12 protein-coding genes, 1 pseudogene and 1 riboswitch are annotated in these 18,292 nt (G+C 38.6%); of the genes and pseudogenes, 2 read left to right on the top strand and 11 right to left on the bottom strand.

The features are described 5' to 3' along the window. Positions 1-7: 7 nt before the first annotated feature. Complete coding sequence (locus tag IHV11_RS08025) at positions 8-307, top strand: hypothetical protein (protein ID WP_197194301.1); 300 nt, start codon at positions 8-10, stop codon at positions 305-307. A 29-nt stretch (positions 308-336) separates the two neighbouring features. On the opposite strand, the gene IHV11_RS08030 is transcribed toward IHV11_RS08025, so the two are convergent. The 7 genes from IHV11_RS08030 to gltB all read right to left on the bottom strand — a co-directional run bounded on the left by IHV11_RS08030 (position 337) and on the right by gltB (position 11,294). After that, positions 337-1,134, bottom strand: a complete 798-nt coding sequence (locus tag IHV11_RS08030; RefSeq protein ID WP_197194302.1) for an energy-coupling factor transporter transmembrane component T family protein — start codon at positions 1,132-1,134, stop codon at positions 337-339. Further along, entirely contained in the window at positions 1,118-2,569 is a 1,452-nt protein-coding gene (locus tag IHV11_RS08035) for an ABC transporter ATP-binding protein (RefSeq protein ID WP_197194303.1), read from the bottom strand. Before IHV11_RS08035 ends, IHV11_RS08030 begins: the two co-directional genes overlap by 17 nt. 13 nt (positions 2,570-2,582) lie before the next feature. Then, positions 2,583-3,164 carry an ECF transporter S component gene (locus tag IHV11_RS08040; protein ID WP_197194304.1) on the bottom strand — a complete coding sequence of 194 codons (582 nt, stop codon included), beginning with the start codon at positions 3,162-3,164 and terminating at the stop codon, positions 2,583-2,585. A 1-nt stretch (position 3,165) separates the two neighbouring features. Beyond that, positions 3,166-3,870 (bottom strand): thiaminase II, encoded by a 705-nt coding sequence (gene tenA / locus IHV11_RS08045; RefSeq protein ID WP_197194305.1) that lies wholly within the window; start codon positions 3,868-3,870, stop codon positions 3,166-3,168. Positions 3,871-3,955: 85 nt separating this feature from the next. Further along, a riboswitch (TPP riboswitch) is annotated at positions 3,956-4,063 on the bottom strand. 135 nt (positions 4,064-4,198) lie between these two features. Next, positions 4,199-5,128 (bottom strand): manganese-dependent inorganic pyrophosphatase, encoded by a 930-nt coding sequence (locus IHV11_RS08050; protein WP_197191037.1) that lies wholly within the window; start codon positions 5,126-5,128, stop codon positions 4,199-4,201. A gap of 105 nt (positions 5,129-5,233) precedes the next feature. Continuing rightward, positions 5,234-6,712, bottom strand: coding sequence for a glutamate synthase subunit beta (locus IHV11_RS08055; RefSeq protein ID WP_197194306.1), 1,479 nt, complete (start codon positions 6,710-6,712; stop codon positions 5,234-5,236). Positions 6,713-6,737: 25 nt separating this feature from the next. Further along, a complete protein-coding gene (gene gltB, locus IHV11_RS08060) occupies positions 6,738-11,294 on the bottom strand; it encodes a glutamate synthase large subunit (protein ID WP_197194307.1) in 4,557 nt (1,518 codons plus the stop codon). A gap of 139 nt (positions 11,295-11,433) precedes the next feature. Here gltB and IHV11_RS08065 point away from each other — a divergent pair, with 139 nt between their 5' ends. Beyond that, positions 11,434-12,336, top strand: a complete 903-nt coding sequence (locus tag IHV11_RS08065; protein ID WP_197194308.1) for a LysR family transcriptional regulator — start codon at positions 11,434-11,436, stop codon at positions 12,334-12,336. Between the two features lie 124 nt (positions 12,337-12,460). Here IHV11_RS08065 and IHV11_RS08070 read toward each other — a convergent pair whose 3' ends face one another. From IHV11_RS08070 to IHV11_RS08085, 4 genes and pseudogenes are all read right to left on the bottom strand, one after another. Next, positions 12,461-13,720, bottom strand: coding sequence for an L-lactate MFS transporter (locus IHV11_RS08070; RefSeq protein ID WP_197194309.1), 1,260 nt, complete (start codon positions 13,718-13,720; stop codon positions 12,461-12,463). A 22-nt stretch (positions 13,721-13,742) separates the two neighbouring features. Beyond that, positions 13,743-14,288: pseudogene (locus IHV11_RS08075) on the bottom strand (DUF1641 domain-containing protein). Further along, entirely contained in the window at positions 14,281-17,265 is a 2,985-nt protein-coding gene (gene fdhF, locus IHV11_RS08080) for a formate dehydrogenase subunit alpha (RefSeq protein WP_197194310.1), read from the bottom strand. The pseudogene IHV11_RS08075 and the gene fdhF overlap by 8 nt, the downstream one beginning before the upstream one ends. Positions 17,266-17,381: 116 nt before the next feature. Then, positions 17,382-18,125: a CBS domain-containing protein gene (locus IHV11_RS08085; protein ID WP_231620208.1), complete on the bottom strand. Its 744-nt coding sequence runs from the start codon at positions 18,123-18,125 to the stop codon at positions 17,382-17,384. Between the last annotated feature and the right edge of the window lie 167 nt (positions 18,126-18,292).

Raw genomic sequence — 18,292 nt, forward strand, 5'->3', positions numbered from 1 at the left:
TGAGAAAATGCAAAAAGTAAGCTCGACCGTTTGTACATTTATTGCGGGGTTTCTGTTGTTCTTTGCATGGTCTGGTTATTTAAAGGATGAGTTTAATATAAGTGAGTATCGAGGTTTCATCGTTAAAAAGGAAAGAACGGATAAAGTAATTAGCATTGGAGATTCATTCGTAACAGAACCACATTACATGGTTTTCTTTGAGAATGGTAAGAAGCTTCGTGTATCTAACGCTATATATATGAAGATAAAAGAAGGCAGACATACCGTGCTGATGAAACAAAATGATAACATCATCTTAATGAAATAAAGAGACTGAAGGAATATAGTTTCAGTCTCTCAATCAGATAAATATCTCACATCCGTGTTTGGTAGGAATGGATAGTGGTTAGAAAGGAGATAGGCGAGTCCTATCAGAACAAGAAAATAGCATAAGAATATTAGATCATTTCTTGAAAAACCGACCTCATAATAAAAGGTCCTTTTTCTGTTCGATTGAAATCGTTTTGCTTCCATTGAAACGGCTATACGATAAGCTCTACGAATGCTTTGTGATAATAAAGGAATCGCTAGCCTCTCTATTTTTTTAAGCAAGTGATTTTTTTGTTCGATTCCTCTAACTCTTTGAGCATTGATAATAATTTGGTATTCCTCAATCATGATAGGGATTAATCGAATGGCTGCCATGAAGCTATAAGCAAACTTCGGTGGCAGTTTAAGTTGTTGCATGAGAGAATAAAACAGCATAACTGGTTTGGTAGTTAAAGCAAATATCAATCCAAGTATCGCAAATGATAAAGCTCTAAATCCTAAATGAATGCCTCTTATCAAACTCTCCTCTGATATTTGAATATATGCCCATTTAAACAAGATCGTTTCTCCCTTTCCAAATAGAATCATGGAAGAAGAAGTTGATAGAAAAACAAACAAAAAGGGCAGAGATAGTAAGAGTAATTGCTTATAAGAATATCCTGTACCAAATATAAACAATGTTAAGATCACGCAAGAAAAACCGACCATGAAGTTAAGATAATGAATGTTGATGGCTAATATGAACAGACCCAATATTGTTAGTAGTTTTAGAGATGGATTTATGCTGTGTAACCAAGTGTACTTCCCACTAAATAATGAATTCATGCAGAATCCCCCTCTGTACGTTACCACCTTTATTGAGTTGAAGATCAGTTACAATTCTACCGTTCTGTACCTCCCATAACCGTGTTGCAAAACGTTCGGTAATATGATGATCATGTGTGACCATGAGAATGATCGTTCCTTTTTGACGCTCTTGTTCGATCATTTCCAAAATCTTAAACGTGTTTAAAGAGTCCTGACCAAAAGTTGGTTCATCAAGAAGCAAAATATTTGGTTTTTGTAAAAAAGCAGTGGCCACACTTAGACGTCTCTTCTGACCAACAGATAATTGATAAGGATGCTGCTCCTTTTTGCTTGTCAACTCCAGAGAAGAGAGTATCTCTTTTACATCGGATTCAATTTCTTGGTCGTTTTTTAATCCATAGGTTATTTCATCATGAACTGAATTTGTTAAAAATTGATATTCAGGGTTCTGAAATACGAGGTAAAGAAGTCCAGAGATGTCTTTCGTTTTTCGAATAGGTACATCATTGATAAAATAGTCTCCAGATGTTTTTATGAGCTGCATCAGAGCCAATAATAATGAACTCTTTCCTGCTCCGTTTTCACCCATTATTGTGACCCATTCTCCTGAATGGACTACTAAGTGATCTACCACGATCTTAACTTCTTTGTTTCGATATCCTTTGAAAATCTGTAACTTCATGGTGTTTGGTAGTTCTTTCTTGTTATTCATGATTGGTTCTCGTTTATAATCATCCCATGCACCAGGGTACCAAATTCCAAACTCTTTGATCTTTTCCTTATAATGAGTAAAGACCATTGAAGTGTTTCCATCAGCAAGAATTTCTCCATCTGGAGTAAATACAATGAGACGATCAGCGAAATCTAGGATTTTCTCAATTTTATGTTCAACAATGATCAACGTCTTATCTTTCCATATTCTTTTTACCGTTTCCCAAATTTGTTCTGTACCCTTTTCATCAATAAAAGCAGTCGGTTCATCTAAAAATATGACATCTGGTTTCAGTGCTAATACAGATGCAATCGCTAATCGTTGCTTCATCCCACCAGATAGATGTTGAATCGGTGTATGAATGTTCTCAAGCTCAAGACCAACCTCTTTTAATAAAGAACAAATCTTGCTAGACATCTCTTCACGAGGCACTTCCAAGTTCTCAAGAACAAATGCTAATTCTTCATCAACATAGGGCATACAGAACTGAGTATCAGGATCTTGAAATACAAATCCCCATTGATCAGGGATTTGTATGTCATCACATTTCATAGGAATATCAATTGTTCGTGGTACTAGTCCAGAAAGAACCTGCAACAATGTGGATTTGCCACATCCGGAGGTGCCAAGAAGAAGCACTTTTTCACCACGATTAATAGACAAACTCATATCTCTAAACAGCATTTTTGATTCGCCTGGAAACTTTAATCTCAGATTTCTCACAGAAGTTACGCTTGTCATCCAACCACCTCAGTTATTGATCTAACGCTTCATGATCCTTTTTTGACGAAGATCGTACTAAATTCGTCACACCTGTAGCCTCTAAAGCTTTTGCGATAGAAACGGCAAACAATCCTGTAAACAAGATAGAACCGATTATTCTAAATACGATAAATAATGTTAGATTCCATGTTGAAAGATCACCGATATATCCTTTGTAAAAGTCCATGATTAAAGATCCTGTACATGAACCTAGTGCAGCAAGTGAGATGATGAAAAGGTCAAATCGTTTATAACGAAATGCGAATAGGATAAATTCTGCAAACAATCCTTGAATGAGTCCGTATAGTAACACTTCAAGTCCAAATTCAGAACCCATCAAAAATTCTCCTGAAGAAGCAGCAATTTCAGCCAATAGGGCAACTCCAGGCTTTCGAATGATTAGGAATGCAACTGTCGCCGCCATGAACCACATCCCATATATCAACTGATCGATGTGAAGGCCAAACGGTTTTACGGCATAATACAGAGGTCCCCAAATCTTATACAGTATGCCAAATGCGATAGAGATTACGATTGTTACAAGGATATCCGTTAACTTTAACCCCTTTTGCATACTACCCTTCACTCCCGATCGTCGACGTGGTCAGGCTGAATGGAATCGTCCATTTTTCCAATGTATAAGCCATCTCCCAGAAGGAATACTCATACTGACAACTGATCAAGAAATGTTGAATCATCTTATTTCTCTCCACATCGCTTGCTTTTTCAGCCAATTGATTCAGTCTATCAATCTGCTCTTGTACAAGTTCTGTGAACCATTCACCGCCATATGCAGCGATCCACTCTTGATAGATGGGTTCTTGTGGTGTCGCCCCTTTGAATGTTTCACCAATCTCTTGATAGATCCAATAACAAGGCAGAATGGCTGCGATAATTTCTCCCAAACTTCCAGACTCTGCAACTCGGTAAAGGTGAGATGTATAATGGTAAGCAGTGGGAGCAGGTTCAAAATCAGCTAGTTCTTCTTCTGTCACTCCAAGCTGTTTCATAAATGTCTCATGAAGTCCTAACTCCGCGTCATTTGTACCTTGTGCATGTGCTGCCATTCTAGAAGTCGTATACAAATCCTCAGCTCTTGCAGCCCCCATCGCTTGTATTCTTGCAAAATGAGATAAATAATACGAATCTTGTAATACATAGTACCTGAAGCGTTCTAAAGAAAGGTCACCATCTGCAATTCCCTTCACAAATGGATGTTGAAGGTTCGCTTCCCAAATAGAAGCCGCTCTTTCTCGCAAGATATCAGTAAATGTGTTCATATGAATCCTCCTTGTTTTATCCAACAAAAAAACCACTCTCAGCTAAGAAAGTGGTTGTATATGGAGAATTCAAAACAGGAATAAAGACTCCGCAACACCACTTCCCTACGCTGGTATAATCCAGATCAGGTTCTAAGAGTCTCAAAGTCGCACTTTGATCTCAGCCTTATAAAAGGCACCCCTAGTGGTTCGTTTTTATATAGTTGGTTTCTGTCTTAAATGATAGCAGTCTCTTTTAGATTGTCAACTATTTTTAAGAAACACGACCTTTGTATAACAAAGTAAAAGGGCAAAGCCGTAGTATGGCATTACCCTTTAAAATCTTCATTTATTTGCTCATCGCTTCTGTTAAAACAGGTACGATTTGTTTTTTACGAGAAACAACACCTTTAAGGATGGCTGTATTGTTTTCTAATTTAACGTTATAAGCTTCTTCAACAGATTGTGATCTCTTACCAAGAGCTAACGCTGTCGAATCATTTGTTAAAATATCTGTTACAACAAACATGAACAGGTCTAGACCTTTGTCAGCAATCACTTTAGTAATCGCTGATTCCAAGTCTTCTTGATGCTTTAGTACATCGCTAGCATCAACCGTATTCACTTGAGCAACTTCAATTTTGTTTTCACCAATGTTAAATTCTTTAGCATCAAGTGAAATCAATTCTTCAACAGATTTATCACTTAAGTCAGCACCTGCTTTTAGCATTTCTAGACCGTACTTTTCCGCATCTACACCAGCAATTTCAGCAAGCTCGCGTGCTGCGGCAACATCTTCTTCTGTACAAGTAGGTGATTTAAACAACAATGAGTCAGAAATAATGGCAGAAAGCATAAGTCCGGCAATGTTTTTCTCAACTTGAACGCCTTTCTCTTTGTACATCTTGTTTAAGATTGTAGCTGTACAGCCAACAGGTTCAGCACGATAGTATAAAGGATCGCTTGTTTCAAAATTCGCGATACGATGATGGTCAATAACTTCTAATACTCTTACTTTGTCAATGTCATTTGCACTTTGTTGACGTTCATTATGGTCAACTAAGATTACCGCGTTTGCTTCAGCAGAAACATGTTCAACTAAACGAGGAAGTTCAGCTTTAAAATAATCTAATGCATATTGTGTTTCACCATTGATCTCACCTAGGCGAATAGCTTCTACGTTTTGTCCTAATTTAGTCTTCAAGTCAGCGTAAACGAGAGCTGATGTAATCGTGTCAGTATCTGGATTTTTATGTCCAAAAATAAGTACTTTTTCCATGCGTCTACTCCTTATAAATAAAAGAATTGTTTTAGCCTAAGCCCTATTTTATCATATATAAAAAGCTTTTGGCTTTTGGAGTTTATTGTAGCATGGAAAAAAGTATTAAGGCAAAATCGTACTTCCCATCAACGATAGATCCACTTGACGTGCACAATCACGTCCTTCTTGGATCGCCCAAACGATTAAACTTTGACCACGTCTAGAATCACCTGCTGCAAATACTCCATCTACATTTGTTCTATAGTCACCATGTTCAGCATCTACTTTGTTATGTTTAACTTCAACACCAAATTCTTTTAAGACTGGCAGTTCTGTACCCTCAAAACCGATCGCGATGAAAACAAGATCAGCTGGCCAGATTTTTTCAGATCCAGGAATTTCTTCAAAAACCATATTTCCTGCATCATCTGATGTTCTTTTCATCTGAATCGTATGAAGTTCTTTTAATCGACCATTATGATCTGATACGATTTTTTTCGTTTGAACGGAGTACTCTCTTGGATCATGTCCATATTGAGCAGTAGCTTCTTCATAGGCATAATCCATTGTGAAAATGTTAGGTTGCTCTGGCCACATGTTTGCATCACTGCGCACATCAGGAAGTTTAGGGTGCTTACCAAATTGAACTACACTCTTACACTTTTGTCGAAGAGCCGTTGCCACACAGTCAGCACCAGTATCGCCACCACCAATTACGATTACATTCTTACCTTCTGCATCAATAAGTGGTTCAGAAACTTCGATGTTCAACAGCCTCTTCGTTGCTTGTGTTAAATAGTTCATAGCAAAATGAACACCATCAGCTTCTCTTCCTTGAAGAGTTAAATCTCTTTGTTTCTGTGCACCTGTACATAGAATTATAGAATCATATTGAATCTTTAGTTCCTCAGAGGTAACATCTTTTCCCACCTCTGTGTTAAGAATAAAATCAATACCCTCTTGTCTTAATAATTTGATTCTTCTTTCCACAACATCTTTATCCAACTTCATATTGGGAATTCCATACGTTAACAATCCGCCCGCTTTGTCTGCTCTCTCATAAACGGTAACAGAATGCCCCGCTTGGTTCAGCTGGTCAGCAGCAGCAAGTCCAGCTGGTCCTGAACCTACAATAGCTACTTTTTTTCCTGTTCTTCTTTCTGGAATCCTAGGTTGGATCCAGCCGTTTTCAAACCCTTTATCAATAATTGCTTTTTCAATGTTCTTTATGGTTACAGCAGGTCCAGCTAATTCAACTGTACATGATCCTTCACAAGGAGCAGGACAAACCCGTCCTGTGAATTCAGGAAAATTGTTTGTTTTCATCAAACGATCAAGCGCTTCTTTCCATTTTCCGCGATAAACCAAATCATTCCACTCAGGTATCAGGTTGTTAATAGGGCAGCCTGCAGCAGCCCCATTAATCTCGATACCAATATGACAAAAAGGTGTACCACAATCCATGCATCTAGCGCCTTGCCTTTTTAACATATCTTCTGGTTGTTTTTTTGTATACTCTTTCCAATCCTTAAGACGTTGGAGAGGCTTTCTCTCTATCGTTTCTTCTCTCGGGTATTCCAAAAATCCGGTTGGTTTTCCCATGTAAAATCTCTCCTCTCATCTCAATTTATTTCAGGATTAATTTTGTCGGTCCAGGTCTGCCACTTGCTTTCGCTGCGCTTGAACCTGCTTCAAAAGCGTTCATAATCGCTTCATCTTCGGAATATCCAGCTATTTTCTCTTCTTCTATTTTCTTAATCATTTCTTTGTAATCATGTGGAATGACTTTCACAAAATGTGACTGTTCCACTTTCCAGTTTTGAAGGATTGCTGAAGCTTTTTTACTTTGAGTGTATGAAAAATGATTAATAATCATCTGCTTGACTGTTTCTGTTTCTTCAGAATCCATTAATCTTTCAAACTCAATACCTTCTTTATTACACAATTGTTTTAATAAAAGAGGCTGATGTGTGTAGATATAAGCGATACCTCCACTCATACCTGCTCCAAAATTCTTTCCAACATCTCCTAGGACAACTACTCGACCACCAGTCATATATTCACAGCCATGGTCTCCGATTCCTTCGACAACAATGTTAGCCCCACTGTTTCTAACTGCAAATCTTTCTCCAGCTAAGCCGTTAATGTAAGCTTCACCACTCGTTGCTCCATAAAAAGCAACATTTCCTAAGATGACATTATCATCAGCTAAATATTCAGCCATTTTAGGAGGTGCAACAATCAATTTGCCTCCTGATAAGCCTTTTCCAAAATAGTCATTACTGTCGCCGTTCAGATAGAGAGTCATGCCTCGTGGCACGAATGCTCCAAAGCTTTGTCCAGCAGATCCGCTAAAGTTAAGCGTTACAGTATCTTCAGCAAGACCTTCTTCACCAAATCGTTTCGTTATTTCACTACCAGCAATCGTACCTGCTACACGATTCGTGTTCTTAATTGGAAGGTTGAATGAAACAGCCTTCTTCGTTTCTAAGGCAGACTGCAGTTTCGGTAAGATCTCATTCATATCGAGTGATTGATCAATCTTATGATTTTGAGAAGTCTGTTTCGTACGAATACCGTCTGCTTGATAAAGAAGCTTTGATAAGTCGAGATGCTTCGCTTTCCAGTGATTTTTCGCACGATCTCCAACTGTTAAAACGTCAGTGCGCCCGACCATTTCCTCCATCGTACGGAAACCGAGTTCAGCCATGATCTCACGAATTTCTTCAGCCACGAATCTCATGTAATTGACAACATGATCTGGGTCACCCATATATTTTTTTCTTAATTCGGGATTCTGTGTAGCTACACCTACTGGACATGTATCAAGATGACAAGCACGCATCATGATACAACCTAATACAACGAGTGGTGCTGTAGCAAAACCATATTCCTCAGCGCCTAACAATGCTGCAAGCACAACATCTTTACCTGTCATCAACTTCCCGTCTGTCTCGAGGGTGACACGTTCACGAAGTCCATTAAGCATCAACGTTTGATGTGTTTCAGCAAGTCCTAACTCCCAAGGAAGTCCAGTATGTTTGATACTTGTCTTCGGTGAAGCTCCAGTTCCACCGTCATAACCACTTATAACGATTACATCAGCTGCGCCTTTTGCAACACCGGCAGCTATCGTTCCAACACCGGATTTCGCCACAAGCTTAACACTAATTCTTGCTTCGCGATTAGCGTTCTTAAGGTCATGGATCAATTGGGCCATATCCTCGATCGAATAGATATCATGATGTGGCGGCGGGGAGATCAGACCTACTCCTGGCGTTGATCCACGGACATCTGCTACCCAAGGATAGACCTTATTGCCAGGCAACTGTCCACCTTCACCTGGTTTAGCTCCTTGTGCCATCTTGATCTGCAGTTCATCTGCATTTACAAGATAGTGGCTTTTCACACCGAATCTACCTGAAGCAACTTGTTTAATGCTGCTTCTTCGGTTATTGCCAAGTTCATCTGGAACAAAACGCGCTGGATCTTCTCCGCCTTCACCACTATTGCTTTTTCCGCCTAGACGGTTCATTGCTATAGCAAGAGACTCATGTGCTTCTTGACTGAGAGAACCGAAAGACATAGCACCAGTTTTGAAGCGCTTTACAATCTCTTCTACAGGTTCAACTTCATGGAGTGGTATAGATTTTGTTTCAGGAGCAAATGAGAATAAGTTTCTTAAGAAAGTTGTTCTCTCGTCATCTGCCAATTTTGAAAACGTTTTAAAAAGTGAATAATCATTCTTCCGACAAGCCCATTGAAGGGTATGAATCGTTTTTGGATTAAAAGCATGATGTTCACCAGTATTCCTCCATTGAAAGTCACTACCTGAATCTAAAGTGTCATCAATGGTCTCTTTAAAGCCTTGTTGATGTCTAAGGGTAGCCTCTTTTTCAATCTCAGCTAACGTGATTCCATCGATTTGAGAAGCCGTAGCTGGAAAATATCGATCGATCACTTCTTTGCCGATTCCGACTGCTTCAAAAATTTGAGCGCCTCTATAGCTTTGAACGGTTGAAATACCCATTTTTGACATCACTTTAACGATGCCATCTGTTATTCCTTGTTTATAGGTTTTGACTGTCTCTGATAACGAAAGTTTAATATGTTCATCAAGAATCGCTTCTTCAAATGTTTTATAAGTTAAATATGGATAGATAGCATCTGCACCGTATCCAATGAGCGCTGCAAAATGATGAACTTCTCTAACTTCACCTGATTCAACCACCAAACTTACTTTGGTGCGCAATCCTTCTTTTACGAGATGATGATGTAGAGAACTAACAGCAAGTAAAACAGGAATCGGAATAGAAGATTCACTCATTTCTCTGTCTGACAAAACTAATAAAGTTGCTCCATCTTGTATCGCTTCTTCTGCACTTTTAAACAAGTTTATTAAACCGAGTTCCAAATCTTCCGAAAATAAAGTCTGTAGAACAGTTGTTTTGAATTCATAAATCATGTTGTCTGTGATTTGATTAAACTCATTCGTTGTTAACACAGGAGAATTCAATTGAATTCTTTTAGCATTCTGCGGTCCTGGATGTAAGAGATTTCCTTCAGCCCCAAGCAGCGTCATCGTTGAAGTAACAATCTTCTCACGAATAGCATCGATCGGTGGATTCGTAACTTGCGCAAAGAGCTGCTTGAAATAATTGAATAGTGATTGAGGATTATCGGACAGAACTGCTAAAGGTGTATCATTACCCATAGAACCGATCGGATCTTTTCCTTCAGTAATGACAGGAATTAAATATTTATGAATATCTTCATACGTATATCCAAAAGCTCTTTGCTTCCTTCTTACATTTTCTACTATGATCTCCGTCTCTTCGCTATCTTGATCTAGGTGATGAAGCCCATTTGTAAGCCATAGTTCGTATGGTTCCTTACTTGCCATTTCCGTTTTGATCTCATTGTCCGTGATGATACGTCCTTCTTCGAGATCAATCAAAAGCATTCTACCAGGACTTAGTCGCTCTTTATAAAGAACATTCTCTTCTTCAACATCAATAACTCCAACCTCAGAAGAGAAGATAATATAATCATCCTTCGTTACATAATACCTCGCTGGACGAAGGCCATTTCGATCGAGTATCGCGCCAATTTGTTTACCGTCTGTAAACGAGATTGCTGTCGGTCCATCCCATGGCTCCATTAAACAACTATGATACTCATAAAAAGCTTTTCTCTCTTCTTCCAGATGAGGGTTCTCACTCCATGGTTCTGGGATAAGCATCATCGCCGTATGTGAAGGTTTTCTCCCAGCCAGTACAAAAAATTCAAAGGCTTGATCAAGGATCGAAGAATCACTGCCATCTGCATCAAGAATAGGAAGCAGTTTTTCGATATCTTCCCCAAAAGCTTCTGAAACAAATTGTTTCTCTCGTGCCTTCATCCAGTTCATGTTGCCTTGTAGGGTGTTGATTTCTCCGTTATGGATAATGTATCGATTCGGATGAGCACGTTCCCACGTCGGAAACGTATTTGTGCTAAAACGGGAATGCACTAAAGCGAATGGGGACACAAAATCCGTATCTTGTAGATCGTAATAAAAGGCATCTACTTGTTCAGGTGTTAAAAGCCCCTTATAAACGATGGTTTGTGAAGATAAACTTGCAAAATACGTTTGAAGTCCTTCTTCTCTTGCCCAATGCTCTGCTTGTTTTCTTATCACAAATAATTTTCTTTCAAAAGCTAAATCTTCAGAATAAGTATCATTACAAGCGACAAAAACTTGTTTGATTAAAGGGCAAGTTTCTTGAGCCTTTTTTCCGATTGTTTCAACATTTACAGGTACTGTTCTCCAGCCTAAAAGTTTTTGGCCTTCTTGATTAATAAAGTGGTTGATTTGATTTTCTAATTTCTGTTGAGCTGCTATATCGTTAGGGAAAAAGATCATCCCTACACCATACCGTCCTTTTTCAGGAAGATCAAAGTCAGTAACCTTTGTAAAAAAATCATGCGGTATCTTTGTCATTAAGCCGGCTCCATCTCCCGTTAAAGGATCACTTCCTTGTCCTCCACGGTGGTCAAGCTGGCATAGCATATGAAGTCCTTTTTCAACAATTTCATGGGTAGCATGCCCTTTTAAATGAGCATATAGACCAATTCCACAAGCGTCATGTTCGTTCTTCGGATTATATAAACCTTGTGGTTCTGGAAATTGACTAAAGGTCATTTTGAACTCCCCCTTAAGTTTTTCAACTTGAAATATTCGAAACTTTCTTTCATTTAGTTTAGGTTTTATAATTAATCGAAACAATATATAATTTAGATTAAAACGATCTCAAATTGAGAATGATTGGTTGTGACAAGGCATGGAAATCAGACAATTACAGTATTTTATTGAAGTTGCAGAACGAGAACATGTTTCGGAAGCAGCGATTGCTTTGCATGTTGCGCAATCTGCAGTAAGTCGACAGATCGCAAATTTAGAATCCGAATTAGGCGTAGAGTTGTTTGAAAGAGAAGGTCGAAATATTAAACTTTCTCCTGTTGGGAAGTTATTCTTAATTCATGCAAAAACTGCAATGAAAGCGATAGACCATGCAAAAAAACAAATTGATGAGTACTTAGATCCCGAAAGAGGGACGATTAAGATTGGATTCCCTACTAGTCTTGCAGGACACCTTCTGCCAACAGTCGTTTCAGCCTTTAAACGGGAACATCCCAATATCGCCTTTCATTTAAGGCAAGGGTCTTACAGATTTCTTACAGAAAGTGTTAAGAGCGGTGATATTGATCTCGCTTTCTTAGGACCAGTACCTACAAACGATCCTGATTTGGAAGGACATATTCTTTTTACTGAAAGAATATCAGCACTATTACCCGAACAGCACCTTTTAGCCGAAAAACGAAGTTTATTATTGAGCGATTTACGAAATGATGAATTTGTTCTATTTCCGGATGGGTATATTTTACGAGATGTAGTAGTTAATGCTTGCAAAGAATCAGGCTTCGTTCCTAAAATCGCATGTGAGGGTGAAGATCTAGATGCGATTAAAGGACTAGTTACAGCTGGTATGGGTGTTACCCTTTTACCCGATAGTTCCTTTTATGAAACGAAACCACGGTATACAGTGAAGATACCGATTGAAATACCAGATGTAAAACGCACGGTGGGAATCATTACGCCTCGAAGTCGTGAACTAGCTCCTGCTGAACAAGTGTTCTTTGAATTTGTGATTAAGTTCTTCTCTGTTTTAGAGCAATATCAATAGATTTATGCTATATCTAGAAGTTGAGGATTAGAGCTTAGTTTTTCTTGATAAATTAATATAAAAGTTATCACAAAAAGCTTGGCAAAAAAGTGCCAAGCTTTTTCTAAATCTTATTCTTTTAACATCAACTAGCTACATGAGATTGACTGTTTTCTTTTCTAATGTTCCGAATGTTGATGCGGATAAGCAGCGAGATGGCAAGCGCTATAACAAAGGCACCTGTAAAGATATACAGAGTCAAGGAATAACTGTTAGTAGATTCACGTATCCACGAAACAACTAAAGGACCTACTAGTCCTGCCGCTGCCCATGCGGTTAAAATATAGCCATGAATTGCCCCAAGCTGCTTCGTGCCAAACAGATCACCAATATATGCTGGTATGGAAGCAAAACCTCCACCATAACAGGTAAGGATTAAATATAGAAGTAACTGAAAGAAAAAGGCATTCGTAACATTCGGTAAAAGTACGAACGCTACCGTTTGTATCACGAAAAACGTGGTGTAAACGTTCGGGCGACCGATATAATCTGAAATCGACGCCCAACCAATTCTGCCAAAACCGTTAAACAACCCCATGATTCCAACCATCGTGGCTGCTGAGGCAGCACTTAGATTTGCAATATCTTGTGCCATTGGAGATGCTACAGAAATAATGGCGATACCACATGTAACATTTATGAATAACATTCCCCATAAAGCCCAAAAACGAATCGTCTTAACCGCTTCATTAGCAGTTAACTGCGCAAGATCTTTTGAGTTACTTTCTTCTTTCTTACTATTTTCGTTCATGCCATGTGGCTGCCAATCTTTTGGAGGGGGTGTAAGATATAATGAAGAAAGAAACATGATTGTAAAATAAACAGCACCTAATAAGTAAAAGGTATTCGAAATTCCTATACCTGATATCAGCCTTGCGATAACAGGACTAGCAATAAGTGATGCAAAACCAAACCCCATAATTGCAAGACCTGTTGCTAATCCTCTCCGATCAGGAAACCATTTTACAAGTGAAGAGACAGGTGTAATATAGCCAATGCCAAGTCCTATCCCACCTAAGGCACCGTAAAAAAAGTAGAGCAGATAAATAGAATTTATTTGATCAGCAAAGCCTGAACCTAATAGACCGGCACCAAAACAAACTGAGGCTATGATACCAGATTTACGAGGTCCATGCCGTTCAACAAAATGCCCCATAAAAGCAGCTGATAATCCTAGAAACAAGATTGCGATACTAAATGTTAAAGAGATTTCACTTAGCCCCCAATTGTGTTTTTCTCGGAGTGGATTTGTGAATACACTCCATGAATAAACAGACCCGATCGATATGTGTATACCTACAGCAGCTGCAGCAATCAACCAACGGTTTTTTACTTTTTTAGCCATCCGTTCTACTCCTCTACACGTTTTATTCTAAGGTTTTCTCCTTGCTCTGATTCACCCGTTTTTCAGGTGTTTCTCCTGTTGTTTTTTCATAGTGTTCTGTTTCTTGGCCCATGCCTTTTAAGAACTGCATGAGAATGGTAACTGCTTTGTTGATCTCTGGATCTTTTAGAGAACGTACTAAATCGAAGTAGCTTGTTTTTTCATCCGTATCTTTGTATTCAGCCACTCAGGCAATCCCTGCATCAATTTTTAATAGGAAAGGTTCAAGCTGCTTTACATTGATCATACCTAAAGTTCCTAAGAGCAAGAGAAGATTCTTTAATGTGTTTGTGTTCTCAGGCTTGTCCATGGCTTTCACAGCAATATCCATCACCTTATCACCTTGTCCGAACAAACCATTTAAAAGAGGGAGAATTCCTTTTTCGTTCATATGGTTCATGATCTCTAGTGTTTGTAGAATCGCGGTCTTGTTCTGAATAAGAGCATCTTCTACTTCTCGGAGGTCATTAGAGCGTTTCTCTTCAGCTGTTATCGTTTGTTTTAGAACGTTTTTAATCGCTTTAGCCATGTTGGTTTCTCTCCTTTTTCACAGCATCGCCTGGGAAAATATAATCCTTTCTTGCCCATTTCTTCTTTACGTTAACTCCTACTTGAGGTTGTGGATTGCCATACCTGAAATTTGTTTTTGGCAACGGATTCACACCCTCTTCCATCAAGATCTCAAGTTTTGCACTTGTCTCTTTGTATGCGGGTGTATCTGTATCTTTATCTGAATAACTGCTCGTAAGTAGATTAATAGCCGCTTCTCCGCTATCGTTCATAGGAAGATATACTTCTTTACCTTTAACACGATCCGTTATTAAACAATGCACTTTTACATTTCCATACGGTGAAGATAATCTTACTAGTGTACCATCCTTTATTCCTCGATCTTCAGCTAGTTCAGGTGAGATCTCAAGAAAAGTGTTAGGCGTCTTGGATGTAATGCCTTCTGACTGATATGTCATATTTCCCTCATGAAAATGTTCTAAAAGGCGTCCATTGTTAACATGAATATCATATTCTTCACCGAATTCTACTGGCTCTGTCCAATTTACTGGAAAAAGTCGCGCTTTCTTATCTTCAAACGGAAATCCATCTTTGAAAAGAATAGGTGTATCTGTTCCATCCTCAGCCACTGGCCATTGAAGACTTTTGTACCCTTCTAATCTTTCATAAGATACTCCGGCAAATAGCGGCGCTAGTTGAGCAGCTTCTTCCATAATGTCACTCGGATGTTTGTAATCCCATCCAGCACCAAGTCGATTTGCGATATCACGGATTATCTCCCAATCTGGTTTAGAATCTCCAAGTGGCTCTAGCACCTGATACAATCGTTGTATTCTTCTCTCCGTGTTTGTAAAAGTACCTTCTTTTTCGAGGCTTGGACTTGCTGGTAAGACAACGTCAGCAAACTGAGCCGTTCTTGTAAGAAATAAATCTTGAACCACAAAAAAATCTAGTTTCTCATAAGCAGCATGAACATGGTTTATGTTTGAGTCAACGATTCCCATGTCTTCCCCTTTTAAATACATCGCTTTTACATGTCCATCATGGATGCCTTGTACCATTTCATGATTATTAAGACCAGGATCTTCTGGAATCTTTACACCCCACGCATTCTCATACTTTTCTCTTACCTTGATGTCTGCCACTTTCTCATATGATGGAAAACGATCTGGCATGCTACCGAAGTCACTGGCTCCTTGAACATTGTTATGTCCCCGTAATGGATAAGAGCCTACACCTTCTCGTCCATAGTTTCCTGTTACTAAAAGTAAATTGGATATGGCGGTACTCGTATCACTTCCACCCGTATGTTGAGTAACTCCCATTGCCCAGAGAACACAAACACTTTTTGATTGTGAAATGGTTTTTGCTAACTGGATAAGGATATCTCCAGAAAGTCCTGTTACTCTTTCTGCATATTTTAATGTGAATTTTTCAAGGTTTTCCCTAAAATCATCTAATCCATTCACATGGTTTTGCAAAAAATCATGATCCGCTAATCCTTCATCCAAAATATACTTCGTAACGGCAGAGAGCCACACGAGATCCGAACCAGCCCGTGGCTGAATAAATAGGTCAGCACGCTCAGCCATCTCATGCTTTCGAAGGTCAGCAACGATTAGTTTTTGGTTGTGTAGTTTATGTGATCGCTTAACACGCGTCGCCAAGACGGGATGAGATTCTGATGTGTTCGAGCCGATCACGATAACAAGCTCTGACTTTTCAATATCCTTAATAGAACCCGAATCCCCACCATGACCTACAGTTCGAAATAGTCCCATAGTGGCAGGAGTCTGACAATAACGCGAACAATTATCGATATTATTTGTTCCTATAACACTACGTGCCAACTTTTGCATCAAATAGGATTCTTCATTCGTACATTTAGATGAACTAATAAACGTTAATGCTTGCGCGCCATTCTTCTCCTTAATCTCAGTAAATTTAGAAGCGATTAAGTTATACGCTTCGTCCCAAGTGGCTTCCCTAAACACATCACCTTCACGAATTAAAGGTTTGGTCAATCGTTCTTCACTGTTAACGAAATCCCAACCAAATTTTCCTTTAATACACGTGGATATCCCGTTTGCCGGTGCATCAATCTGTGGATCTACTTTTAATATTTCTCTTCCTTTTGTCCACACATCAAAACTACATCCCACGCCGCAGTAAGTGCAAACGGTTTTTGTTTTCTTTATTCTTTGTTCTCTCATCGCAGCTTCCATATCGGAGATAGCGAGTATGGATCCATAACCCGTCTCAACGCCTTTTGTGATCTCAATCATCGGACGGAGTGTCTCTCGATTAATTCCCGTCATATAACCCGTTTCACCCTCCATGCCTTTTTCCATCATGGCATTACATGGGCAAACTGTAGAGCAATGACCACATGATACACATGAAGATTCATTGATCGGTACATCTTTATCCCAAATTACTCTTGGCCGCTCTCGTTCCCAATCTATTGTGAGTGTCTCTGTTACTTGTACATCTTGACAAGCTTCTACACATCGCCCACACAATATGCATTGATCAGGATCGTATCTATAAAATGGGTTTGAGTTATCTACTTCATATGGCTTGTGTTCAAAAGGAATGCTCTGGTGGTTGATCTTCATTTCTTTAACCGTGTTATGTACTTCACAACCGCCATTGTTATAATCACAAACTGTACAATATAACTCATGATTAAAAAGAATTCTATCCATTCCGATCACTTGAGCTTCTCTTACCTCATCAGAATTTGTATCAATGTCATCTCCGTCATTAACTGTCGTGGAACACGCTCTAACAAACTCACCATTCACTTTAACGATACATGTATCACAGGTTTCAATTGGTCCTAGGCTCGGATGATAACAAACATGAGGGATTTGATCCGGAGATCCATCTAGCAGATTTAATACGGTTTCTCCACTACTAGCACTTCTTTTTGTTCCGTTTATTCTAATCGTTAAATCTTTCAAATGACCTTCACCCTTTCCTAAGATAAACATACAAAACATTCTGACATCTCAAACATCCGTTTCCCTAATCGTTATTTCCTTAAACAAATGCTTTTTTTTTCATTCCTTGACAGATAAAGAGACACTCTTTATGAGTGCCTCCTTGTTTAGTCATCTAAATCAATTTCAATAAGATCATAAGAAGTAAAAATCCCTAATGGCTTTTCATTCTCACTTCCATTTAAAGTAATAATGATTGCCTCAAGCTTTTTCCCTTCCTTATGGATGCTTTCAAAGATCTCTTCTGCTTTAAAAATACTAGAAGTTTTAGAAATAAAAGCAACTAGCTGTTTTTGCTCATTGTCTGCAATATCTGATATTCTTGCATTGTTTAGATCGATTACTTGATCGGCAAGCCGGTCAGTTAACCAATTCAATAAGTATGTAGCCGTTAAAAGCCAAAGGTACTCTCCTTTTTCATTATAAATAGGAAAACGTGAATACGATGTTTTTCTAATACAGCTTAAAACATCTTCAAGACGGTCACTTTCTTTAAAATGATGGACCTTTTTTGTTGCAATGTTCAGCGCTGTTTCAGGTTTCATAAAATAACCCGCTATTTTCTCTATTCTCTCTACGATCTCTAAATGAGGTTCAGCAATGTAAAAATCATGATCAACTTTTTCATGGACTATAGCATTTCTAAGCTTCGCGAACTGACCCAGCTCATTATAAAAAGATCTGATAAGAGAATGCTTTTTCATTCCTGTTTCCACCAGGTTTTTAAACCGATCATCTTTCGTATCTTTAACTTTGTCGATTAAACATTTGTGTATCTGATTAAAAGCAATTTCAAATCGTTCAGAAAGACTGTTTTCTGTATTGGATTTTATATGAGTGACGGTCATCATCGATCTCTCCTTCTATCTATCAATACCATTTTACTACCCATTTTTTTAACAACTTTAAACTAAAATTTCTAGTCAATATGTAAAGTTATGGAGAATGCTCATGCTAACATTATGTTAATCCTTTAAAGAGTTTTGAGCAGAATAAAAACGAACCCAGGATGGATTCG

This window comes from Fictibacillus sp. 26RED30 (genome assembly GCF_015903845.1).
Taxonomy (GTDB): domain Bacteria; phylum Bacillota; class Bacilli; order Bacillales; family Fictibacillaceae; genus Fictibacillus; species Fictibacillus phosphorivorans.